Genomic DNA, 21,681 nt, shown 5'->3' on the forward strand with positions numbered 1-21,681 from the left:
CCGCGATGGCTCGACTTGTTCGCAGATCGTGTCTAGTTGTCCGCCGGTTCGTATCGCAGCATCGTGACGTCATGGTCGGGATAGTCGAAGAAGACGGGTCTGACCCGCATACCGATCCGCAGGTCGGCAGGTTCGATGTTCACCATCTCGGTGGAAAAGCGTGGCCCCTCGTCCCATTCGACGATCGCCAGTAGTTGCGGCACGGCGTCGGCGAAATGCGGCCCTACGGGCCTGCGGGCGACCGTGAAGGAGTAGAGGGTGCCCATCCCGGTGATCTCCCGCCACTCGAGATCTCCAGCCAACGTGCGCGGGGCGCGCACCCGTGGATAGAAGACCCACGCGTCCGTTGATGGCGAGTATTGGATCCGGATGCGATGCTCCGACAATGCCTCCCAGAATGGTGCGGTGGTAGGCGTTTTCACCGGCATCGGTCGTTCGAAGGTTGTCATGCGATCAATCTCCCTCGAGGATGAGCGTCGTCTGCTCGGACAGGATTCCTCCGTTGCCGGAGACGAACGCCCGATGGCAGTCGGAGACCTGGGACTGACCCGCTCGCCCCATGATCTGTCTGGTGGCATCGCACACGTGGTGCATGCCACCTGCCAGGCCGGCCTGACCGAAACCGAGTTGACCGCCTGCGGTGTTGAGTGGGAAGTCGCCGCGGAACGTCAGGTCATGGTCGGCGACGAATGACATGCCCTTGCCCTTTTCGCAGAACCCGGCGTCCTCCAGGCTCAGCAACACGGTGATGGTGTAGCAGTCGTAGATCGACACCATGTCCATGTCGGCGCGCTGCAGATTGGTCATACCGAAGGCGGTGTCGGCGGCCTTGGTGATCGGCGTCTGCAGGAGATCCTGTGCGTACGTGGGGGTTTTGAACGGCACGTGTTCGCCGAATCCCTTGATCCACACGGGCCGGTTGCGTGCCCGCTTGGCAATGTCGGCGTTGGCCACCACGACGGCGGCCCCTCCCACACAGGGCATGACGATCTCGAGCATGTGCAGTGGGTCGGCGATCACCGGGCTGGCCAACACATCCTCGACGGTCAGCGGCTTGTCCTTCCAGATGGCGCCTTCGGTGTGATTGGCATTGAACCGCTGATCCACCACGATCTTGGCCATGGCGCGTTCGTCGTAGCCGTAGACCGCGCCGTAGCGTTGTGCCACCTGTCCGTAGGGACCGTTCTGGCCGAGGTTGCCGTAGGGGATCTCGAATTCGGCCTGGGGCGAACCGTATTGGTTGCTCGACGAGCCGAAGAACACAGCGTCAACAAGTGGTTTGGGCTTCTTCTCCGACATCGGGGTGATGTAGCGGGACGGCAGCGTGCAGAGAACGACGTCACAGAGTCCGAGCTCGATGGCCGCGGCGGCGCGCCACACCATTCCTGCCGCGCTGGCGCCCCCCAGGTCGACGAGTTCGGCGAAGTTCGCGTCAACGCCGAGGTATTCGGCCACGGTTGACGGTACGAAGATCTCCGACTCCCCCAGATGTGAGGTGACGATCCCGTCCACCCACTCCGCGGGCACCCCCGCATCGTCGAGGGCGGCGGCGGACAGCTCGGCCCACTGTTCGATGGTGAAGGGTGCAGGCGTCGCCTTGTTCATCCGTTCCGGCGGCAGCTCGACGTAGCCGACGATCGCCGCTTCTCCACGTAAACCCATGTTGATCCCTAATTCTCGCTGCGCTCGGTCACTTCCGGGGCAGGCCCATGATCATCTGCGCAATGATGTTGAGCTGGATTTGGCGGGTGCCGCCACCAATCAATTCGGCCGGTAGCCGCAGGTACGGCGCGACGACTTCAGGCTCCGACCGTTCGACCATCGCGAGCGGCCCCGCCAACTCCAACGTGGCCTTGAACGTGCGGCGCAACATGATGCTGGTGGCCACCTTGGCGATGCTGGAGGCGGGCCCTGCGCTCTGTCCGTCGAGCAGCCGGATCGTCTCGCGCACACCGAGCGCCTTGATGGCATTGGTGTACGCATCCAGTTCTCCCAGCGCGCCTACGACGGCATCCTGATCCGGGCCGGTCTTTGCGGCGAGAGTCCGCAGGGCGCCGGCGCGGTCGATGTTCACGTAGGCGCCGATCGCGACCCGCTCCTGGGCCATCGTCGCGATCGCCAGACTCCACCCGTCTGTCGGTCCCCCGAGCAGCATCTCGTCGGGTACGAAAACATCGGCGAGGAACACCTCGTTGAAGTGCGGGTCCCGGTCCGCCGTCTTGATCGGCTGGATCTCCACGCCCTCGGCGCGCATGTCGATGATGAAGTAGCCGATGCCCTTGTGCTTCGGGGCGTCTGGGTCCGTCCTGGCCAGCAATGCACCGTAGTCGGCGTATTGCGCCGACGACGTCCAGATCTTGTGGCCGTTGATTCGCCACCCGCCGTCGACTTTCACCGCACGCGTGCTCAACGCCGCGAGATCGGATCCGGCGCCGGGTTCACTGAAGAGCTGACACCAGAGCAACTCGCCGCGTTGCGTCGGCGGAATCAGTTGCTGTTGAAGACCTTCCGATCCCGAGCTGATGAGCGACGGCAGTATCCACTCGGCGATGTTGAGGGAGGGCCGCACCAGGTCGGGCCGTTTGGCGAATTCATCGTCGATGATCAGCTGCTGCAGCGGCGTCGCATCCACGCCCCAGGGTCGCGGCCAATGCGGCGCCATCAGTCCGGCGTCGGCGATCAGCGAGCGCTGAGGCCCGCTGGCCAGGTGGTCGTAGTCCCCTAGCGGGCTCGGTTTGTCATTGTCCAGTTCCAGCGCCCGGTCCAGCAATACGGCAATCTGGGCGCGAAAGTCCGCTTCTGCCTCACCGAGTTTCACCGTCATGTCGCGAACGTGTGTCCGGCTCAGCTCGCCAAGGCGTCGAGACCAACCGGTGATCGGCCCCATCGATGCGGCCAGGCTGGTTGCGCGCCGCCAATACAGATGCACATCGTGTTCCCAGGTGAACCCGATGGCGCCGAACATCGTCAGCGCATCGAGCAGCAATTCGGGAGCCGGGGCGACGGCCATGACGGCGGCGGCCGCGGCGGCCAGTTGGCGCTGTTCTGGTGCTTCGTCGACGGCGCGCACCGCGTCCCACGCTGCGGCTGTGGCCAGTTCACTGTTGACGAGCAGCATCGCCGCTTCGTGCTGAAGCGCCTGGAAGGTGCCGATGGGCTTGCCGAACTGCTCCCGCGTGCGCAGGTGTGCGGTCACCGCATCGACGGCCCAACGCAGCGTTCCAGCAGAAGCACATGCCGATAGCGCGACGGCGATGTCGGCTGCGGCATCGTCGTCGATACCGTTGAGCACCAGCGCTTCCGGTACGTCATGACCATCGAGGTGCAAGACTCCGACGTCGATGGTGAGGTCGGTGCCATCACGGGCCTCGATCGAAGCGACGGCCGGATCGACGACGAACCACAACGTCTCGCCATCGTCGCGTTTCGCTGCCGCCAGAATCACACCGGCCGAGCGCACCCCCAGAACGTCGCCCGACGATCCAGTGACCCGCCATCCACCGTCGGCGGCGGTCGCGCTCAGGTTGCCGGTCTCCGGCAGCACGACGGTGGCCGTACCCCCGGCGGCGAGATCGCTCAGCAGCATGTCGGCAGCCGGCACATTGTTGCCCACCGAGAGCACAACCGCACCGGTGATCACGGTCGGCAGCAGCGGCCCGGGAAGCAGAGCGGTGGAGGCAGCCTCTATGACGCAGGCCGCGTCGGCCAGCGAACCGCCCTGTCCGCCAACGGAGTCGGGCAGGTGCACCGCGTGAAAGCCCTGTGCGACAAGGTCATCCCACCATTTGGGCAGCGTTCCGTCGGCGAGCGCGTCGAATGAGCCGCGCGTCTGGTCGACAGCAGCGTGCCGAGCGGCGAAGCGGCCGACCGCGTCTTCCAATTGAAGCTGCTCCGGGGTGAGCCCGATGGGCACCGTCACGCCGCCTTTCGTCTCAAACAAGACGGACCGTCTCGTCTTGTGGCAGACTACGTGTTGTCCGACGCACCGGCAAACTGAGGATGCGCCACATGGTCCGCCCCGCCACGGCTCCACGCCGCCGCAGCGAGAAGTCACGCGTGGCCATCGTCACCGCAACACACGAGTTGCTGCACGAGCGGGGGTTCGACGGAACGAGTATCGAGGCTGTGGCCGCCCGCGCAGGGGTCGGCAAGCAGACCATCTACCGCTGGTGGCCAAGCCGCCCTGCCCTGGTTGCCGACGTTCTGCTCGCCGATGCGGACAAGATCATTGCGCCGGTGACGCACACCGAGGATCTCGTGGGCGATCTCGTCCGCTGGGCGGGCAATCTCGCTGCGACCCTGACCACCGAACGAGGTTCGGCAATGCTGCGCATCCTCACTGTCGCCTGCATGGAGCACGAGGACACGGCGACCAGGTTGCGGGCGGGGTTCAGTGCACCACTGCTGGAGAGTGTTCGGGCGCGCTTGCTCGCGGGCGGCGTCGACGAAGCCACCGCCGCCTCGGCTGCCGACGCGATCGTCGGGGCGGTCGTCTACCCGATCCTGTCCGAACGTCGCGCCTACGGTCGAAAGCGGGCTGAGTCCACCACCCGACTCATCATCGCAGGTCTACAGACCTAACGGTTCACGCTCGCTTTGGTCACGAACGATGGCCGAGGATCCTCATCACGCGGCGACAGTGATTGGATCGGCTGAGCCGCCGATGTTGACGACGGCCCGGAGGTCATATGGGGTCGCTGGGAACAACTCAGTTCATCTTCGTGCTTGTGGTGGTCGCGTGCGCTGCTGCGCTGTGCGGCGTCGCCGGCTCGGTGCTCGTGCGGCGAAAGCGGCACCGCACCCGGCGCTCCTTCATGGTTGGGTTCTTGTTTGGTTTCACCGCGGGAGTCGTTGTCCGGCGAAGGTGGCGGGAGGTCGGTCGGCTGGCCGTCCGCGTACTCAACTCGGCGACAGCGCCTAGTCGACTGGACCGGTCGTCGCAGAAACCTCGCCGACTTCCGATGGCGCTGCTGCCCGTTCGGCGTTAACGCCGCCGATGAATTCGAGGCCGGCGTTGATCGCCCTGCGGTGACGCAGGATGCGGTAGTGCGCCAATCGTCCCAGCCCTCGGGTGGTCACCAAACTCGCCCCTGGCCACAGGTCGAGGATCCGTTGGCTCATTTCATAAGGACTGTCGGGGTCGTCGGGGTCGTGCACGATCAGCAGCGGCGGCGGATCGTCGAGGGTAACGGCCACGGCCGCGATGTCGGTGTCATACAGCGGCATCTTCAGGCGCCGGTCGAGGCGGTTGACCAGGCCACGGCGAATACGCGGCCCGAAACCGTGGCGATCCGCGAAAACGTCCAGATACCAAGAGAAGTCCCCCATCGGCGCCAAGAACACCAGGCGGTCGACCTCCGCACCCCGCGATACCGCGAGGGCGGCGGCCTTGGCGCCAAGCGAATGTGCCACGATCGCGTGCGCCGGACCGTGCGTGCGCACGAAGGCTCTTACGGCTTCGGCGCATTCGACGATCGTCGTGCGCCCCGGCGCAAGATCCCCCGGCTCGGAGTCGTTGTGGCTGGGCAGGTCGACGGCGATGACGCGGTGGCCGGCCTCGACAAGTGGTTTGACGAAGACTCCCAGGTGCGCGCGGCAACCGCCCCATCCGTGCACCAGATACACCGTCGGCCCCCGGCCCCACGATTCCCCCGCGATCCGATGTCCGGACCAGACCGCCTCCACCGGCTCGCCCGGCGGGACGCCAGGAGGCATGCGCAAGCTCATCTCCACAGCGGGCGGGGTACACCAGAGCTCAATGGCCCACCTCGACCCGATAGCGGGCGCGAATCGCTCGAGCAACCCGAGCGCCAGGCGCACCTTCTGCTCGATTGGCGGCTCGACGCCAGAGCCCGCCTCGGGCAGTCCGGATTCCCCGGCCATCATCAGTTCCCCTCTACAACGTGGGCATATCTTACTCGCGGGTAATGTCCCGTGCGGAGATGGGCTCGCGGGCTAACCTTGCCTGGTGGATGTTTCCGCCAAGCACAACATCAATGTCCTGGGAGTCGAAGACGGCCCGACGCTGATGTTGGTGCATGGGTTCGGATGCGATCAGAACCTGTGGCGTCTCGTCGTCAATCAGTTGGAGTCGGAGTTCCGTCTCATCCTCATCGACCTTGTCGGGTCGGGATTGTCAGACCCAGCAGCATGGGATGCGACGAAGTATTCCTCGTTGTCGGGCTACGCGGCCGACATCCTCGACATCGTCAACAAGCTTGATCTGCGTGATGTCGTATACGTCGGGCACTCGGTGTCGGCAATGATCGGCGCACTCGCCACGATCACCGATCCATCCCGATTCGCCAAGCTGGTTCTGCTGACTCCCTCCCCCCGCTACATCGACGACGGCGATTACCGCGGCGGCTTCTCGAAAGCCGATATCGACGAACTCCTCGAATCCCTTGAGCAGAACTACCTGGGTTGGTCGCGCGCTTTGGCGCCGGTCATCATGGGCAACCCGGACCGGCCCGAACTAGCAGACGAGTTGGGCGACACCTTCTGCAAGGCTGACCCGGAACACGCCCGGGTTTTCGCCGGCACCACGTTCCTGTCCGACAACCGCGCCGACCTGGCACAGATACCGCCGCCGACGCTGATCATCGAATGCGCCCAGGATGCGATCGCGCCGCGTGAGGTGGGTGCCTACGTCCACGGCCAGATTCCCCACAGCCAACTCGTCACCCTGGCCGCAACCGGACACTGCCCGCACCTCAGCGCCCCAGAGGCCACCGCATCGGCGATCGCCGGGTTCGCGCGGTCGACATGATCGACTACAGCGCTACGGACTTCTGGGAAGAGGCTCCGAGTGGACTGTTGATCACCCACCCCGACAGCCGCATACTCCGCGTCAACGCCACCGCGACGCGATGGCTTGGCTATGAGGCAGATGCACTGTGCGGCATGATGTTCACCGATCTGCTGACCGCCGGTGGACGCATCCTCTACGAAACACACTTCGGGCCGCTGCTTCAGGTGGGCGGTGATCTCAACGGCGTCACCGTGGACATCGTCGGTGCTGATGGAACTCGAAAGCCGATGTTCCTCACTGCGAACGTCAAAATGAACGCAGCACAGAAGCCGGAGCTGCTTCGGATCAGCGTGGTGGATGCCGCTGATCGGCGTGCCTATGAAGTCGAACTGCTGGAGGCGCGCCGGCTGGCGGTGAAGGAACAAGGACGTGTCCGGGAGTTCGCCGACACATTGCGACGCGCGCTGCTCCCACCGGTGCTGTCGCCTCCGACGGGTCTCGAGGCCGCCGACTACTACCACACGGCTTCAAACGACGATGTGGGTGGCGACTTCTATGACCTCTTCCCGCTGTCTCGGGCGACATGGGGGTTCTTCCTTGGCGACGTCTCGGGCAAAGGCGTCGAAGCCGCGGTAGTGACCGGATTGACCAGGTACACGTTGCGCGCCGCGGCGGTCTTCGACGACGACCCGGTTCAAGTGCTGCACAACCTCAACACTGTCCTCAGCCAAGAGCTCGGCGGCGAACTCAACCGGTTCTGCACCGTGATCTACGGGAAACTGACCCGCTGCGACAACGGTTTTGACGTCCACCTGGCCAGCGGCGGCCACCCGCCACCACTGCTGCTCAATGCCGACGGCAGCGCTTACTACGCCGACACCATCGGCGGCCAAGCGGTCGGCATGACGGGTGAACCGCACTTTGTCGCCAACCGGTTCGTGCTCGCCCCAGGCGACACACTCGTTCTGTACACCGATGGCCTCACCGAGGCCAGTACCGGGATCGGCCGCGAACGCTACGACGACGAGGGCGCCCTGCTCCGCTTCGTGAAGGCGCACTCCCCGGCTGCCCCATCGACCATCGTCGGCGCGTTTGCCGGCCTACTCGAAGGCCTTGGTTCTGGAGTCGAGGATGACACAGCGGTGTTGGCGTTGGGCGTTCCCGAGGGCAGGTGACGATATCGGCGGATATCGCCGCGTTCGTTATTGCGTTGGGCCCATGGGTATAGCTGCAGGAGTGACGGCAGTTGACGGTTGTTTCTGGAGTCGTCACGAGGCGGATGTCAGGGTGCAACCCTGACGTTGAGAAAACAGCGCAGCCTGGGATTCGCCGCTACTGGCCATACTTTTTCGACGCCGTTCCGGCTCAGGTGACACGGACCCTGGCGTGACCAGTGTTTCGGCTGTTCATCAAGGGGTATACGAACCGCGCAGGAGCCCGACCCGCATCCATCAGTCTGATATTGCGGGTCACTTCGGGAATACCGCGGGATCACTGCGCCAGCGGTATCCGGAGCAACGAGGGCTCGACTTCGAGTCACGATAGTCCAAATTGAAGGGAACACATCATGGGTGCCGGCGATAAAGCAAGCAACAAGATCGACGATGCAGGCGGCAAGGCCAAAGAGGCTTTGGGCAAGGTGACCGGAGACAAGAGCACTGAGAACGAGGGCAAGGTCGACCAGGCGAAGTCCAGCCTCAAGGACGCGGGCGAGAAGATCAAGGACGCGTTCAAGAAGTAGCCGAAGTTTGAATCGGCCCGCCATCCGTGATGGGTGGCGGGCCGATTGCTATTTCAATGATCAGGTCAGACTGCGAGCAGCCGCTGGAAGAACTCGCGATAGCGCTGCAGCGCCAGGCGAAGATCCTCGGTAGAAACCTGCTCGCCACGGGCCCACTGCCCCTCGAGCCGCGACCGCGCCTCAGAGAACGCCGACGTTAGCTGGTCGACGACCTCCGCGACGAGGGCATCGGCCTTCTGTACACAGTCTGCAGGGTCGTCGACAAACACCGCTTGAATGTCATCCCACCGCGATCGCAGGCCGGAAGTATCTGCGGCGAAAAGTAATTCGTCGTCCGACGGTTGACCTTCGGCTCTCTGCGGCACCGCCTCCGCTCGGGTCGCATCGACGACCGGTGGCGCATGTTGAGATTCGGCCGGCACGCCAAACGAGGCGGCGTCGTTGGGTTCGACCGGCGAAACCTCGTGTTCGACAGGGTGTTCGGCTGCCGCACTGGAGAACTCGGGTTGTGCGTCATGCGTCGGGACGGTTGTCACCCGGTCATCATGGGTTGTCATGCTGTTGCCTCCTTCGGCGTGTTCTTCTCGACTTCGTGATCCGCGCCGAGCAACTGCTCGAAGAGCGCGCGGTAATGGACGAAGGCCTGGCGCTGCGCCTCCGTGCCGATGTCGGCCGCCTCCTGCGCCAGATACAGGGTGTGGGCGGCACGATAGTGCTCAACAGTTTTGGGATGGTCGACTGAGATATCGGCCGCTCGCTGATCGAAATCGTCTATTGGATATCCACGTTCGCGCATCACCTCGGTGACCAGCCGGTCGGCGTCGCCCACGGCACCCGCCGGATCGTCGACAAACGCACGCTGAACGGTCTGCCACGAGCTGGCATACCTCTCGTGCACCTCCGGTGACAGCACAACGATGTCGAGCTTCTTTCGCTTGCGTTCACGCGCTACGAGCTCGTGCTCGGCAGCGCGCTGATCACCGGCGTCATCGACAGCTCGCTCGTACTCCGCCCCGAAATGTTCTTTCAGCCGTCTCGTTTTCCTGCGGCCGTTCACGGATAAGACGGCGATCAATATCAGCGTCAACGCGATCAGAACGCCTGCTGCGATGAAGAACCAACTCCAAACGGGCATCTCTCCCACCTCCTCGAAGGCGAGTACCCGACCATCACCTACGGAAACGTCAATTCGTGGCACCAGATGCCGTCACGTCGCTTTTGAGTCCCGGCCACATCGCCGCCAAGCGGACTCTTCCGATTCAACTACCGGATCCATGTACCCGACGGCGAGGCGAAAGATCCTGCGACCCTGGGTAAGTACCTGCCGCCGATCAAGAAGGTCCAGTAGCCAGACTTATGAGAGCGGCAATGGCTGCAGCGCTCCGCGACGCAGGCCGAAGCGGGCCCCGCCTGAGCCGCGGTCCGGCACGGTCCGCGATCGCAGTCACCAATCCCCGCCGTTGTGTATCGACGTCGTGTGTTCCGCGAATCTGGGGACGCATCGGCACGTCGCGGAACTTCTCCTCGGACGCCGTCTCCGGCGCATCGTCGGAGGACGCCGTCAGGAAGCGATCCGGTAGCGAAAGTTTGCAGATCGTGCGGACGGTGTGCCAGAACTGACGGATCAACGGTCCGGTCGTGTACGGCAGATCGTATTCAGCCAGCAGTGGCCGGACTCGCGCCGAGATCTCAGGGAGCCTATTGCTCGGCAGGTCGGGGAACAGGTGATGCTCGATCTGATAGCAGAGGTTGCCACTCATCACCCGCAGGACTGGACCCGCGTTGAAGTTCGCGGTTCCCAGCATCTGCCGCAAATACCATTCCGGCTTCGTCTCGTTCGCCAGCGTTTCGGGAGTGAACTTCTCGGCGCCATCGACGAAGTGCCCGCACACGATCACGATGTAAGCCCACCCGTTGCGGAAGCCCGCTGCGACCAGATTCGCCAAGAACGTCCTGAGAAAGCGACGTCCGCTCAGCGCCGGGTAGATGAGATAGTCCTTGGCGGCCTGGCGACCCATCTTGCGGAGCATGGCGTGCTTGAGCTCGGCCTTTTCCTCCTCGGTCGCCTGATCCCGTTGTTCTGCGGCCAGGTTGTGCAGCGCGATGCCCCACTCGAAGACGACCGACAGGCCGACCGCCCGCAACGGGGCCCACAGGTAACCCGGCTTCCATTCCTGGTCACGACTGACGCGTATGACGCCGAAGCCGAGGTCGTCGTCCATGCCGATCACATTGGAGTAGACGTGGTGGCGGTAGTTGTGGGAGTAGCGCCACTGCGAGGACGGGCCCACCATGTCCCACTCCCACGTATTGGAGTGGATCTCTGGGTCGTTCATCCAGTCCCACTGTCCGTGGGTGATGTTGTGGCCGAGCTCCATGTTCTCGATGCACTTCGCGGCGAGCAGTCCAAGCGTGCCGGCCGCCCAGCCGGCCTTGCCCCTGCTGGCCCAGATCGTCAGCCGGGCGGCGACTTCGAGGCAGCGTTGGAAGCGTATGACGCGCTTGATGTACGCGCGGTCGTCGGCACCCAGCGACCCCTCGATATCGCGACGGATCTCGTCCAGCGATGACCCGAGGGCCTCGACGTCCGCTTCGCTCAGGTGGGCGTATTCAGCTACTTCTGCGATGGCAACGCTGCATCACATCCCATCAGAAGATGGGATGACGCCCGTCGATACGGGCGGAATTCTCCGTGCGAGACGGTGCCGGCGAGAGAGCAGCGCAATGGCACACTCCGTCCCGGATCACGGCGACGTCTTCACCGTGGATGGCTCAATGTGCCATAACGACGCCCCGACTACACAATCGGTAGCTGTATCGGGACGATTTGGCAGCCAAACCGATATGCGCGCGCCTCAGGTCCGGAAATCTACGTCGATTCAAAATCGCTGACAGTAGTCATTGACAGTCGTCAGTCAGTTGTTCTACTGTGCGGATATGCCGTCACCGACCATCGCAGCTGGCCCTTCATCGCCGACGGTGAGTGCGCGAGAGGCAAAACGTCTTGCCACACGGGCCAGATTGTTCGACGCCGCAGTTGCCGAGATCGGGCGGTCCGGCCTCGCGGGTGCGGACGTCAGCACGATCGCTTCGGCCGTCGGGGTGGCACGGGGAACGTTTTACTTCCACTTCCCCACCAAGGAACACGTCGTCGTCGAGGCGGAGCGTGCCGAAGAGGCGAAGATCGTTGCGCAACTCGGCGCAAGAGGGTCGGAGTTGAAAGATCTGCCCGCGATGCTCTCGGAATTGGTCCGCGAAGTGCTGGCCGCCGAGCAGCGCATGGGTCCTGTCATCTTTCGTGACATGTTGGGGTTGCACTTCTCCTCGGCCCGTCCCGTGGAGGACGAACTGAGTGAACATCCGTTGGCGGACTTCGTGATAGATGCGATCGCCAAGGCCCAGCACGCAGGACAAGTGGCGGTCGACGCCGACGCGGGTGAACTCGCGGTGTTCTTTCTCACCGGGCTTTTCGCATTGCTAACCACCGACACGAGCGCGCCCAGTGCTCGTGCGGCACTTATGGACCGATACGTGAAGACGATCGTTTCAGGAATGGAGTCACGATGAACGACACCGGCATCGAGGGTTACCGCGTCTTTCTGGAGCGCCGCGATGGTGAAGCCGACCTTCTGAACAGACGATTGGAGCGCCGTGAGGATTTCTTCGGTGATCTGGAGTCCAACCCCGTGCGGTCGGCCCATCCGGCAGACCGCGAGACCTTCGCGCGAAATCTGCGCCGACGTGTACCCGAGCCGGGTGTGGACCGAAAGATGCTCTTTCTCTTGGCCACCGCCAAACTGAATCAGGCCGAGCGGTTTGGCGTCGGCCTCGGCGAGACCTACGGACTCAACAGCGGCGAGAACCTGCCGCCCGAGCGGGTTTATCTCGAACTGGAGGAGCACTACCACACCCGGTTGCTGGCGTATGTGCTCGATATCTTCGGTCTGCCGTTCCAGGTGGTGGCGCCGCCATTCGTGTTGCGGCAGTTCGTGAAGATCGGTGTGTTTCTCCCTGAGCGCCTGGGCTTCTTGTTCGTGGGTGCGGCGGAGATGGCGGGCTGCGTCATGTTTGACGAGTTGCGCCGGGTCGGCATCGAGCTGTTCGCAGACGAACCCGAAGTCGCCGCGCGTATCGAGCGGCTCTACAGCGAGATCCTCACCGACGAAGTCGGCCACGTCGGCTACTGCGCTGCACGCTGCAGCCCGACCGAGCGCGCCCTGATGCGACGGCTCTACCCACGCATCGCCCGCCTATTCGCGCGCCAAACCTTCGAGATCAGCCTTCTCACCGATCGCGAGCGGCTTCACGCGCGTCTTGATCGACCGTTCGACGTCGAGGAGCTCACCGCCGGCCTGCCCAACGAGACGTTCCTTGCCGCCCATCCCTGATCTCACCGCAGGGTGGTGGCGATGTGAATCTCCGACGTCAAGGTCTGATGAATAGGACAGCGCCCGGCGATCAGCAATAACCGTTGCCGTTGAGTGTCGTCGAGGTCGCCGATCAGCTCTATGTCGAGATCGATGTGATCGATCAATCCGATGCGGGTTTCGCAGTCCGCACAATCTTCTGCGTGAATACGTGAGTGCTGCAACGTGACTCGAACCTGATCTAAGGGCCAGTCCTTGCGCCCGGCGTACATCCGTACCGTCATGCAGGTACAGGCGCCGAGCGCCCCGAGCAGCAGGTCGTACGGCGTCGGTCCCGCATCGTCGCCCGTCGGCCGGGGCTCGTCGGCAAGCAATTCATGGTCCCCGATGGTGATCCGCTGGGTGAACGTTCCCGTGCCCGTCCCGGCTACGACGACGGTGCCTTCTGACGAGTCCGCGTCGACTGCAGTCTGCGGTGTTGTCATGCCGACCTCCTTGAGGATTCGAGCGCCGCATCGGCCGCCGCGCCGCGCCGCAGCGGAAGTTAATCGACAAATGCGACGCCAGGTCCAGAATGAGCGGATGCGATTCGGAAACTTCATGGCTCCCTTCCACCCAACCGGACAGAATCCGACGCTCGCCATCGAGCGAGACCTCAAACTGATCGCGGCGATGGACGAGCTCGGATTCCACGAGGCGTGGATCGGCGAGCACCATTCCGCCGGGTTCGAGATCATCGCGTCACCGGAGGTGTTCATCGCCGTCGCCGCAGAGCGAACCAAGCACATCAAACTCGGCACCGGGGTCAGCTCGTTGCCCTACCACAACCCCTTGATGCTCGCCGATCGCATGGTGCTGCTCGACCACCTCACGCGGGGCCGGGTCATGCTGGGCTGCGGGCCAGGTCAGCTCACGTCGGACGCCCACATGCTGGGGATCCCGGCGGATGAGCAGCGACCGCGTATGGAACAGAGTCTCGACGCGATCATGCGGCTACTTCGTGGGGAAACCGTCACCATGGACACCGCCGGATTCACCCTGCAGGACGCGCGGCTTCAGCTGAAGCCGTACAGCGACCCCTGCTTCGATGTCGCTGTTGCGGCGTCGTTCTCCCCCACCGGTCCACGAGGCGCGGGTAAGCACGGCATCGGCATGTTGTCGATCGCGGCGACCGCGAAGCAAGGAATGGATCTCCTCGCCCACCACTGGTCGACGTGGCAGGAGGTCGCCGCAGACCACGGCCATATCGCCGACCGCTCCAAGTGGCGCCTCGTCGGCCCGATGCACCTTGCCGAGACTCGCGAGCAGGCCGAGCGCGACGTCGAATACGGCATCGCGGAGTTCTCGCGCTATTTCAGTCACATCCTGCCTGCGGGGCCGGTCCAGGGCGATACCGCCGCCGAGATCATCGCCAACAACCACGAGTCGGGATTCGCGGTGATCGGGACGCCGGCCGACGCGGTGGCCAAGATCGAGGAGCTGGTAGAGGCGAGCAATGGCGGCTTTGGTGCGTTCCTGCTGTTCGACCACGACTGGGCCCCGCCTGCCGCGAAGCTCAAGAGCTACGAACTCTTCGCGCAGTACGTGATTCCCCATTTCACCGGCCAGCTTGCGGGGCCGGCCGCCTCGGCCGACTGGGTGATTGGAAGCGGGACCGAGTTTGTCGACCGTGCGTCGCACGCGATCGGCAAGGCGATCGAGGACCACGCAGCGGAGCGAGCGGCGCGCCCTGCCACCTAGATCAATGACGTTGGCTGTGAACACTTTTCAATTGGCGTGTCGTCAGCTTTCAGCTTGCGCCATTCAGACAATTCACAGCAATGCGTCAGGCCACTCCGGGCCGTAAGCCGCCAAACGCGTCGAGCACCGCTGCGTGACGCGCCGCGAGTGTCATCGACGTCATGGCGTACGCGATAGGCGGCATCCGCTCCCACTGCTTTGCCCACTGCCGGCGACCGGCGTCGGAGTAGGCGGCACAGCACACACGTCCCCGCGTTCACCGGGGCCACCGCTCAGAAGTTCATTGCCGCTCCAGCAACGCTGCAGTACGCCGGGCAGCAGATCCGGCGCCATAGCGTGGCGAAGCTCACCGACACGCGTGAGAACGTAGCTCCCCACCACGGATGACTCTGGTGTAAATTCGCCCTCGGTCGCTTCGTGATTTGGCAAGTATCCCGCTTTAGCTGCGCATTCTTCGCATTTCGGACATCTGGGCCAGCCTCGGACCCCTCCGCGAACTGCCCCCTGATTAGTGCACCGAATCCCTTGTGTATAAGGTTAGCCTCAGCTAATCTTCAGCTGCCATTTGGCAAATACACAGGCTCAACAGGAGACAACGTGCAACTCGCAGTTCATGCCGACTCGCCGGTTTACGATTTCTCGCCCAGCCACTCACCTTCGAATCGTCGCAGCACCAAGTTCATGGTTGCTGGCGTCGCGATGGCGAGTGCGGGCGTGATCGCCGTCAGCCCGGTAACCCCCCCGATGCCGAATATCCAGGACGTCCAGGAGCGCGTGTCGCAAGCGGTGGTCCAGCTCACGGCGACGGCCAACCCGCTCGTTGTGTGGCAGCAGACCATCGCCACCTCGTTGACCAATCTGCAGGCCCTGGCCACCGGGTCCCAGGGCGCCTTCGGTGCGTTGGGGCAGCAATTGGCCACTGGCGCGATCTTCCAGGAGATCGCTAACGTCCTGGTGCTCAACACGCTCAATCCGGGCCCGCTGCTGGATCAGATCCTCAACTTCCATACGCGCTTTGGTCCCACCATCGAGTTGGCCTTGAACGACACCTTCACGCGGCTTGGTGACGCGGCGGAGCAACTGCCGGGCGTGCTGCAGGAATCGCTGACGTACTTGTCGCAGGGCCAGTTCGTCGAGGCATTCTCGAAGATCAACGGCTGGTTCGTGCTCAGGGTGCTGGGCGGTATTCGCCCGCTGATCCCGATCCTGTCCATCCCCGCTCAGTTCGTGGGGGGACTGCCGGGGGTCGACAGGCTGGACAACCTGCTCGATGTCGTGTCCGAGTTTGCCCTCACCAAGGCCATTTTCGAACCATTCGTCGGCGCAGCCCTGCAAACAGCGGAGATTTTCGACGCCGCGCGGATCGCTTTGACGGCCGGTGACTTCGGAACCGCGGTCAGCGAGCTGGTGAACCTGCCAGCCAGGGTGGCAGACGCTCTCCTCAACGGGATCACGCCGGCCGGCACCACCACTCAGTGGCAGGGTCTGATCCGGGGCGGCCTTGGTACCTACCTCATGGTCACGCTGCCCAATCAGATCGCAGCAGCGTTGACGCCTCCGGCCCCGGTCGTGAACAACGCTCTCGCCGAGGGCGGGCCGAACGCTTTCAGCTTCGGCGGCGACACCTTCACGATCAGCACCGGCCCCGAGGGCGGCGGCTCCGTTGGGGGCATCGACGACCAAGAAGGCGACATCCAAGACCCAGAAGCCAAGGCCGAGGCCGAAGCAGAAGCCGCCGCCGCAGCAGCAGCCGAAGCAGAAGCCAAGGCCAAGGCCGAAGCAGAAACCGCCGCCGCAGAAGCCGCAGCCAAGGCCGAAGCAGATGCCACAGCAGCAGCCGAAGCAGAAGCCGCAGCCAAGGCCGAAGCAGAAGCCGCCGCCGCAGAAGCTGCAGCCAAGGCCGAAGCAGAAGCCGCCGCCGCAGAAGCTGCAGCCAAGGCCGAAGCAGATGCCACAGCAGCAGCCGAGGCAGAAGCCAAGGCCAAGGCCGAAGCAGAAGCTGCAGCCGAAGATGCTGAGAACGAAGACAACACAGAGAAGGAAGACAAGCCTGCCGAAGGCGACGACGCCTAGGCACATGCGAAATGACGGCCCCCTCGGCAACGAGGGGGCCGTTTTCGTTGTGCGGCGAGGGCCGGGACCGGCACAGCCTCATGACTTTTCGCATGCGGCACCGCCGCACTCGCCGTGCTGCTAGCCGGCGACCACGGGTCGAGGATCACCGGCCAGACGACTGGTGAACGGCGGGCACTCCTTCGCGGTCTCGTGGGAGCGAGTGCTTTTTCGCAGGTCACGTGCCGCACGCCGGCTCGGATCGGCAGCGGTTCTTGGGATCGGTAGGCCCGGCGACTCTATGTACTCATCGCCATGACCGGCGCCGCCCAGGTGGCGCCATGACTCGCAGGAACAACGGCACCGACACGAAAGGAGCCAGCCGTGAACACGCACGCCACCAGCCACATCCCCGCCCAGCCGACGATGCCCCGGGCAGCGCGCTCGACTGGCCTCTACGCACTTAAGCCGTGGTTCACCGGGCGCTTGACCTTCGCCGTCAACGCTGCAGTGGCTCGGAACATATCTCCGGACGCCTTCACCGCCGCAGGTGTTGTCGCAGCCGGTGCAGCGGGTGTCGCAGTCGCGTTCGGCTACTGGTCGCTCGCGGCGGTGTTCATGGTGCTGCGGCTGGCAGGCGCCAACCTCGACGGCGCGGTCGCCCGGGCCCGTGGAGTGAGCCGGCCGTGGGGTTTCGTCGTCAACGAGATCGGTGACCGCACATCGGATCTGCTGGCCTTCGCAGGTTTGACGGTGTGGGCCGCCCAGCAGCACGGTCCCGGTCTGAACTGGCTGTCATGGCCGGTGCTTCTGGTATCGGTGGCCGCCCTTGCCGCGACACTCCCGACCTTCGCATCGCTGGCCGCCGCCGGCGCAGGTGCTGCCCGCCGCAACGGCGGCCCGCTCGGCAAGACCGAACGATGCCTAATCGTGGTGCTCGCCAACGCGTTTCCCGTGGTGATGCCTTTCTTGATGGGACTGCTGGCGATCGGTTCACTGATCACCACGGTGCTGCGCTTGCGGGCAGCACACCGCGAGTTGAGGACGCAGCCAACGGACGAACCGATCGCCGGCGTCGCACCGTTTGCGCGCATTTCCCGCGCCGAGGCCGCCTGATATGGCGATCGTCGATGGAATCATCGATTCGTACCTTCGGTTTGTTCACCTCGATCGCCGGATGCCACTCAACATCGACCTGGGTCCGCTGCACATCCATCTCTACTCCCGTGCCGTGTTCTTCATGTGGGTCACGGCGGCGATCCTGGCCCTGGCCGGCATCGCGGTGCTTATCTCACGCAAGCCGGAACTGGTGCAGAAGTGGCGCACCTGGGTGCTGATCGCCCCGGTGGTCGGTTTTCCGATGTGGATCGGCGAAGGCACCACCGCCGTGTTGGCTGCCGCGCTGGCCATCGTCGCAGTGATCGAGTACGCACGGCTGACGCAATTGGCAAAGGCAGACACCTGGGTGCTCGTGTTGCTGGCCGTGATGTACCCGCTCGCGGCGTGGCTGCGCCCGTCCTTATTGCACCTCGCGCCCGTCGTTCTGCTGCTGTGCGCGCTGCCGTCGGTCCTCGGCGGCGACATCGAGAACGGTGCCAAGCGAAGCGTTTTCACCGCCTTCGGGTCGGTGTGGATCTGCTGGTCGCTGTCGCACCTGGTGATGGTGTGGCCGGACTCGTTCCTGTTGTGCTTCGCCGTCGCGGCCACCGACGTCGCCGCGTGGTGCGGCGGAAAGGGATTGCGCCGCATGGCATGGGCGCGCCGCCCGCTGTCACCGTTGAGCCCCAACAAGACCGTCGGCGGTTTGGTCGGCGCGATCATCGGGGCATTTGTCATCCTCACCCTGTTGGGCACCATTTCGATCGGTCTGCTGATCGCCGTCTCCATCGGTGGCGTCTTCGGCGATCTCCTCGAGTCCATGTTGAAGCGGCAGGCCCAGGTCAAGGACGCCGGCGACTGGCTACCGGGCTTCGGCGGCCTGCTCGACCGGATCGATTCGCTATTGCTCGTGCTCCCGTTGGCGTACTTCCTAGGATGAACGTTCAAATGATCTCTCCCCCAGCGCCCGCGATCACCATCCGCTCCGGCGGTTGGCAGCGCACGTTCGCACCCGGTCACGACGTTGTCGTCGGGCGCGATCTGCACGCCGACGTCCGCATCCCTCACCCCGGCATCTCCCGCTCGCATGTGATCCTGCGGTACCTCGACGGGGGCTGGGTCGCGGTCGACGACAATAGCTCCAACGGGATATTCGTCGACGGTCAACGCGTGCAATCCGTCGAAGTCGAAGACCAGCGGACCATCCATCTCGGCAACCCCGACGGTCCCCTGCTGACATTCGAACTCGGGACCGCTCCGCTCGCCGACGATAGCCCCACACCGTCGCGGGATTTGATCACGATCGGGCGGTCCGCGGACAACGACATCGTCGTTCCCGACGTGTTGGCCTCGCTTCACCACGCCAAGTTGGTGACCACCGAAGCGGGCGTGCAGTTGGAGAACACCGACGGCAGCGGCACATTCGTCAACGGCGTCAGTGTTAGAAACACGGCGCTGGGCGAAAACGACGTGGTGACGATCGGCAACGTCGACTTCGTGTTCACCGACGGCGCTCTGGCGCGTCGCACCCAGCCGGCCGCAACGACAGGCGGCCTCGAGATACGTGGCGCGAGTCTGGCGATCGATCGCGATACCGTGCTGCTGGACAGGATTTCGTTAGACGCCCGGCCTGCCACGTTGACCGCGGTGATCGGCCCGTCGGGTTCAGGTAAGTCCACGCTTTCTCGGGTGATCGTCGGTTCTGCCCAACTCACCAGCGGCTCAGTAACATTCGATGGACGCGACCTGCGCGCCGAGTACGCGTCGCTGCGCAGCCGGATCGGGTTGGTGCCCCAGGACGACGTCGTACACGGCCGGCTCACCGTCGCGCAGGCGTTGGACTTCGCCGCAGAACTGCGGATGCCCGCCGACACCACCGACGGCGATCGCCGACGCGTGATCGCGCAGATACTCGAGGAACTCGAGTTGACCCCCCATGCCACGACGCGCATCGACAAGTTGTCGGGCGGGCAACGTAAACGCGTGTCGGTCGCCCTGGAGCTGCTGACCGGCCCGTCGCTGCTGGTGCTCGATGAACCCACCACTGGGCTGGATCCCGCGCTGGACCGCGCGGTCATGGCGATGCTGCGCCGACTGGCCGACGCCGGCCGCGTGATTGTGGTGGTGACGCATTCATTGACATTCCTGGATGTGTGCGACCAGGTGCTGTTGTTGGCGCCCGGCGGCAAGACCGCCTTCTTCGGACCGCCCGACGAGCTCGGACCGGCGATGGGAACCACCGACTGGGCAGACATCTTCACGATCGTGAGCGCCGATCCCGACGACGTTCAGCGCAAGTTCATCGAACGCTCAGGACCGGCGGCCGACGAGAGGTGTTCCGAAGAGAAATCGAGCACGGCCACCGACGGTCCGGCGCTGACGGCTGAACCGGCACGCACCGGCGGGTGGCGCCAGTTCTCGACGATCGCCCGCCGACAGCTGCGGCTGCTGATCGCCGACCGCGGCTATCTTGCGTTCCTCACGGTTTTGCCGTTCATCGTCGGCCTGTTGCCGTTGACCGTTACCGGCCACGCCGGATTCGGTCATCCGCCGGCGGATGGCTCGGCACCCTTTGAGCCCAAGCATGTCATCGCGCTGATCAGCTTCGCCGCAATCTTGATGGGGGCGACCCTCACCGTCCGGGACCTGGTCGGCGAGCGCGCGATCTTCCGCCGCGAGCAGTCGGCAGGTTTGTCGGCCTCGGCGTATCTGCTCGCCAAGATCGCAGTGTTCGGTGCGGTCGCCGTGATTCAGTCAGCCATCCTGGTTTTGGTCGTCACAGCACCCGGTTTCGGCAAGCCCGGACCGTCGGGAGCGTCCGCGCTGGGCATCCCCATGCTGGAATTGTTCGTCGGGGTCGCGGCGACGTGCGTGGTTGCGGCGGTGCTGGGCCTCGCGCTGTCGGCGCTGGCACGGACCAACGATCAGGTCATCATGCTGCTGGCGGCGGCGCTGGTGACGCAACTGGTATTCGCGGGCGGATTCATCCCGGTGACGGGGCGGCAGGCACTGGAGACCCTCGCGTTGATCATGCCCGGGCGGTGGGGTTTTGCGACCACCGCGTCGACGGCGGATCTGAGCAATCTCGTTGTGGGAATCGCGCAGGACTCGCACTGGCAGCACACGGCGTGGACGTGGTTCTTCGACATCGCGATGTTGGGAGTGTTGGCCGCACTCTTCGCCAGTCTCGCGCGGTGGAGGCTGCGCCTCAAGGTGACTGCCTGAGCGGTCAACCTGAGCCGGGATCACCCGCATGACTTGCCTTTTCAGATGATCAGCGTGTTCCGTTCCTCGCGAACTCCGGTAGGCAGGTCCCGTCGGTGATCGCCGGACGTCGCGTACGCGCGGACTCGCTCGATGTCGCCCGCACTGCCGCCTCCCGTGGCATCGGGACCGTCGTTGACCACCTCGTCGAGCTTGCGCACCGCCGCGTGGTGCACGTCTCCGGCGGCTCAGGCGTCATCGCAGCAGACCGCTGCAACGGCTATCTCCGCGCGTGCGCAGACACGGCCTCGGCGACGAGACCGAAGTCATCGACGGCGACTTCACCGAGTCCGCCGGGAACGCTGCGGCACAACGATTACTGGCTGCCGATCTTCCTACCGCGGTGGTCTGCGCCAATGACCGCGTCGCCGTCGGTGTCGTCGATGCGTTACGACGCGCCGGGGTGGACGTGCCCGGCGAGGTCTCAGTGACCGGATGCGACGACAGCATGCTGGCGCGGCTGGGCCACATCGATCTGACCTCGGTCAGCCAAATGGCTCGAGAGCAGGCAGACCAGGCGGTGGCGGCCGTGATAGAGCGCCTTGACACCGGACGCGCCGAGCCACGGGCGGTCGTGTTGACACCAGAATTGGTGGTCAGCACCACTACGGCTCCGCCGGGTGGATGACATGATCGCCGATCTGCTTCGCCCGGTGCGGATAAAGTCT

General features: G+C 64.4%; 21 protein-coding genes. 12 read left to right on the top strand and 9 right to left on the bottom strand.

Going from position 1 to position 21,681, the window contains the following annotated elements; all coding sequences use genetic code 11:
* Positions 1 to 32: 32 nt before the first annotated feature.
* From CSQ99_RS12085 to CSQ99_RS12095, 3 genes are read right to left on the bottom strand one after another with little or no spacing between them, the layout of a single operon-like run.
* Positions 33 to 449 carry a Zn-ribbon domain-containing OB-fold protein gene (locus CSQ99_RS12085; protein WP_099039286.1) on the bottom strand — a complete coding sequence of 139 codons (417 nt, stop codon included), beginning with the start codon at positions 447 to 449 and terminating at the stop codon, positions 33 to 35.
* Between the two features lie 4 nt (positions 450 to 453).
* The gene (locus CSQ99_RS12090) at positions 454 to 1,662 is read right to left on the bottom strand and encodes a thiolase family protein (protein WP_099039287.1); all 1,209 of its coding nucleotides are present in this window, start codon (positions 1,660 to 1,662) and stop codon (positions 454 to 456) included.
* A 28-nt stretch (positions 1,663 to 1,690) separates the two neighbouring features.
* Positions 1,691 to 3,913: an acyl-CoA dehydrogenase family protein gene (locus CSQ99_RS12095; protein WP_099039347.1), complete on the bottom strand. Its 2,223-nt coding sequence runs from the start codon at positions 3,911 to 3,913 to the stop codon at positions 1,691 to 1,693.
* 95 nt (positions 3,914 to 4,008) lie between these two features.
* Here CSQ99_RS12095 and CSQ99_RS12100 point away from each other — a divergent pair, with 95 nt between their 5' ends.
* A complete protein-coding gene (locus tag CSQ99_RS12100) occupies positions 4,009 to 4,581 on the top strand; it encodes a TetR/AcrR family transcriptional regulator (RefSeq protein ID WP_099039288.1) in 573 nt (190 codons plus the stop codon).
* 336 nt (positions 4,582 to 4,917) lie between these two features.
* On the opposite strand, the gene CSQ99_RS12105 is transcribed toward CSQ99_RS12100, so the two are convergent.
* Positions 4,918 to 5,883, bottom strand: coding sequence for an alpha/beta fold hydrolase (locus tag CSQ99_RS12105; protein WP_099039348.1), 966 nt, complete (start codon positions 5,881 to 5,883; stop codon positions 4,918 to 4,920).
* 85 nt (positions 5,884 to 5,968) lie between these two features.
* On the opposite strand from CSQ99_RS12105, the gene CSQ99_RS12110 reads away from it, so the two are divergent.
* From CSQ99_RS12110 to CSQ99_RS12120, 3 genes are all read left to right on the top strand, one after another.
* Positions 5,969 to 6,769 (top strand): alpha/beta fold hydrolase, encoded by an 801-nt coding sequence (locus CSQ99_RS12110; RefSeq protein WP_099039289.1) that lies wholly within the window; start codon positions 5,969 to 5,971, stop codon positions 6,767 to 6,769.
* Positions 6,766 to 7,926: a PP2C family protein-serine/threonine phosphatase gene (locus CSQ99_RS12115; RefSeq protein ID WP_099039290.1), complete on the top strand. Its 1,161-nt coding sequence runs from the start codon at positions 6,766 to 6,768 to the stop codon at positions 7,924 to 7,926. Before CSQ99_RS12110 ends, CSQ99_RS12115 begins: the two co-directional genes overlap by 4 nt.
* Positions 7,927 to 8,318: 392 nt before the next feature.
* Entirely contained in the window at positions 8,319 to 8,492 is a 174-nt protein-coding gene (locus tag CSQ99_RS12120; RefSeq protein ID WP_099039291.1) for a CsbD family protein, read from the top strand.
* Between the two features lie 65 nt (positions 8,493 to 8,557).
* On the opposite strand, the gene CSQ99_RS12125 is transcribed toward CSQ99_RS12120, so the two are convergent.
* The 3 genes from CSQ99_RS12125 to CSQ99_RS12135 form a co-directional block, all read right to left on the bottom strand.
* Entirely contained in the window at positions 8,558 to 9,049 is a 492-nt protein-coding gene (locus tag CSQ99_RS12125) for a hypothetical protein (RefSeq protein ID WP_099039292.1), read from the bottom strand.
* Positions 9,046 to 9,627, bottom strand: a complete 582-nt coding sequence (locus CSQ99_RS12130) for a hypothetical protein (RefSeq protein WP_099039293.1) — start codon at positions 9,625 to 9,627, stop codon at positions 9,046 to 9,048. Before CSQ99_RS12130 ends, CSQ99_RS12125 begins: the two co-directional genes overlap by 4 nt.
* A gap of 196 nt (positions 9,628 to 9,823) precedes the next feature.
* On the bottom strand, positions 9,824 to 11,119 hold the full coding sequence (locus tag CSQ99_RS12135) for a fatty acid desaturase family protein (protein ID WP_099039294.1): 1,296 nt from the start codon (positions 11,117 to 11,119) through the stop codon (positions 9,824 to 9,826).
* Positions 11,120 to 11,429: 310 nt separating this feature from the next.
* Between CSQ99_RS12135 and CSQ99_RS12140 the strand changes: the two genes are divergently transcribed.
* Positions 11,430 to 12,059 carry a TetR/AcrR family transcriptional regulator gene (locus CSQ99_RS12140; RefSeq protein ID WP_099039295.1) on the top strand — a complete coding sequence of 210 codons (630 nt, stop codon included), beginning with the start codon at positions 11,430 to 11,432 and terminating at the stop codon, positions 12,057 to 12,059.
* Complete coding sequence (locus tag CSQ99_RS12145) at positions 12,056 to 12,880, top strand: hypothetical protein (protein WP_099039296.1); 825 nt, start codon at positions 12,056 to 12,058, stop codon at positions 12,878 to 12,880. The genes CSQ99_RS12140 and CSQ99_RS12145 overlap by 4 nt, the downstream gene beginning before the upstream one ends.
* Before the next feature lie 2 nt (positions 12,881 to 12,882).
* Here CSQ99_RS12145 and CSQ99_RS12150 read toward each other — a convergent pair whose 3' ends face one another.
* The gene (locus tag CSQ99_RS12150) at positions 12,883 to 13,344 is read right to left on the bottom strand and encodes an OsmC family protein (RefSeq protein ID WP_099039297.1); all 462 of its coding nucleotides are present in this window, start codon (positions 13,342 to 13,344) and stop codon (positions 12,883 to 12,885) included.
* A 97-nt stretch (positions 13,345 to 13,441) separates the two neighbouring features.
* Here CSQ99_RS12150 and CSQ99_RS12155 point away from each other — a divergent pair, with 97 nt between their 5' ends.
* The 5 genes from CSQ99_RS12155 (at position 13,442) to CSQ99_RS12175 (ending at position 20,974) form a co-directional block, all read left to right on the top strand.
* Complete coding sequence (locus tag CSQ99_RS12155; protein ID WP_099039349.1) at positions 13,442 to 14,599, top strand: LLM class flavin-dependent oxidoreductase; 1,158 nt, start codon at positions 13,442 to 13,444, stop codon at positions 14,597 to 14,599.
* 597 nt (positions 14,600 to 15,196) lie between these two features.
* Entirely contained in the window at positions 15,197 to 16,672 is a 1,476-nt protein-coding gene (locus CSQ99_RS30965) for a hypothetical protein (RefSeq protein WP_176560988.1), read from the top strand.
* Between the two features lie 363 nt (positions 16,673 to 17,035).
* On the top strand, positions 17,036 to 17,767 hold the full coding sequence (locus tag CSQ99_RS12165) for a CDP-alcohol phosphatidyltransferase family protein (RefSeq protein WP_099039298.1): 732 nt from the start codon (positions 17,036 to 17,038) through the stop codon (positions 17,765 to 17,767).
* Position 17,768: 1 nt separating this feature from the next.
* Positions 17,769 to 18,689 carry a phosphatidate cytidylyltransferase gene (locus CSQ99_RS12170; RefSeq protein WP_099039299.1) on the top strand — a complete coding sequence of 307 codons (921 nt, stop codon included), beginning with the start codon at positions 17,769 to 17,771 and terminating at the stop codon, positions 18,687 to 18,689.
* 8 nt (positions 18,690 to 18,697) lie between these two features.
* Positions 18,698 to 20,974 carry an ATP-binding cassette domain-containing protein gene (locus CSQ99_RS12175; protein ID WP_099039350.1) on the top strand — a complete coding sequence of 759 codons (2,277 nt, stop codon included), beginning with the start codon at positions 18,698 to 18,700 and terminating at the stop codon, positions 20,972 to 20,974.
* 41 nt (positions 20,975 to 21,015) lie between these two features.
* On the opposite strand, the gene CSQ99_RS31770 is transcribed toward CSQ99_RS12175, so the two are convergent.
* Entirely contained in the window at positions 21,016 to 21,174 is a 159-nt protein-coding gene (locus tag CSQ99_RS31770) for a hypothetical protein (protein ID WP_342746692.1), read from the bottom strand.
* A 71-nt stretch (positions 21,175 to 21,245) separates the two neighbouring features.
* On the opposite strand from CSQ99_RS31770, the gene CSQ99_RS12180 reads away from it, so the two are divergent.
* The gene (locus CSQ99_RS12180; protein ID WP_342746693.1) at positions 21,246 to 21,641 is read left to right on the top strand and encodes a substrate-binding domain-containing protein; all 396 of its coding nucleotides are present in this window, start codon (positions 21,246 to 21,248) and stop codon (positions 21,639 to 21,641) included.
* The last annotated feature ends 40 nt before the right edge of the window (positions 21,642 to 21,681 follow it).

The sequence above is a fragment of the Mycobacterium neglectum genome (genome assembly GCF_002591975.1).
Taxonomy (GTDB): Bacteria; Actinomycetota; Actinomycetes; order Mycobacteriales; family Mycobacteriaceae; genus Mycobacterium; species Mycobacterium neglectum.

Coding starts and splice junctions, on each gene's coding strand:
- CSQ99_RS12120 (WP_099039291.1), top strand. CDS start 8,319: ATGGGTGCCGGCGATAAAGCAAGCAACAAGATCGACGATGCAGGCGGC.
- CSQ99_RS12115 (WP_099039290.1), top strand. CDS start 6,766: ATGATCGACTACAGCGCTACGGACTTCTGGGAAGAGGCTCCGAGTGGA.
- CSQ99_RS12105 (WP_099039348.1), bottom strand. CDS start 5,883: ATGGCCGGGGAATCCGGACTGCCCGAGGCGGGCTCTGGCGTCGAGCCG.
- CSQ99_RS12155 (WP_099039349.1), top strand. CDS start 13,442: ATGCGATTCGGAAACTTCATGGCTCCCTTCCACCCAACCGGACAGAAT.
- CSQ99_RS12145 (WP_099039296.1), top strand. CDS start 12,056: ATGAACGACACCGGCATCGAGGGTTACCGCGTCTTTCTGGAGCGCCGC.
- CSQ99_RS12130 (WP_099039293.1), bottom strand. CDS start 9,627: ATGCCCGTTTGGAGTTGGTTCTTCATCGCAGCAGGCGTTCTGATCGCG.
- CSQ99_RS12125 (WP_099039292.1), bottom strand. CDS start 9,049: ATGACAACCCATGATGACCGGGTGACAACCGTCCCGACGCATGACGCA.
- CSQ99_RS12090 (WP_099039287.1), bottom strand. CDS start 1,662: ATGGGTTTACGTGGAGAAGCGGCGATCGTCGGCTACGTCGAGCTGCCG.
- CSQ99_RS12170 (WP_099039299.1), top strand. CDS start 17,769: ATGGCGATCGTCGATGGAATCATCGATTCGTACCTTCGGTTTGTTCAC.
- CSQ99_RS12150 (WP_099039297.1), bottom strand. CDS start 13,344: ATGACAACACCGCAGACTGCAGTCGACGCGGACTCGTCAGAAGGCACC.
- CSQ99_RS12100 (WP_099039288.1), top strand. CDS start 4,009: ATGGTCCGCCCCGCCACGGCTCCACGCCGCCGCAGCGAGAAGTCACGC.
- CSQ99_RS12175 (WP_099039350.1), top strand. CDS start 18,698: ATGATCTCTCCCCCAGCGCCCGCGATCACCATCCGCTCCGGCGGTTGG.
- CSQ99_RS12085 (WP_099039286.1), bottom strand. CDS start 449: ATGACAACCTTCGAACGACCGATGCCGGTGAAAACGCCTACCACCGCA.
- CSQ99_RS12140 (WP_099039295.1), top strand. CDS start 11,430: ATGCCGTCACCGACCATCGCAGCTGGCCCTTCATCGCCGACGGTGAGT.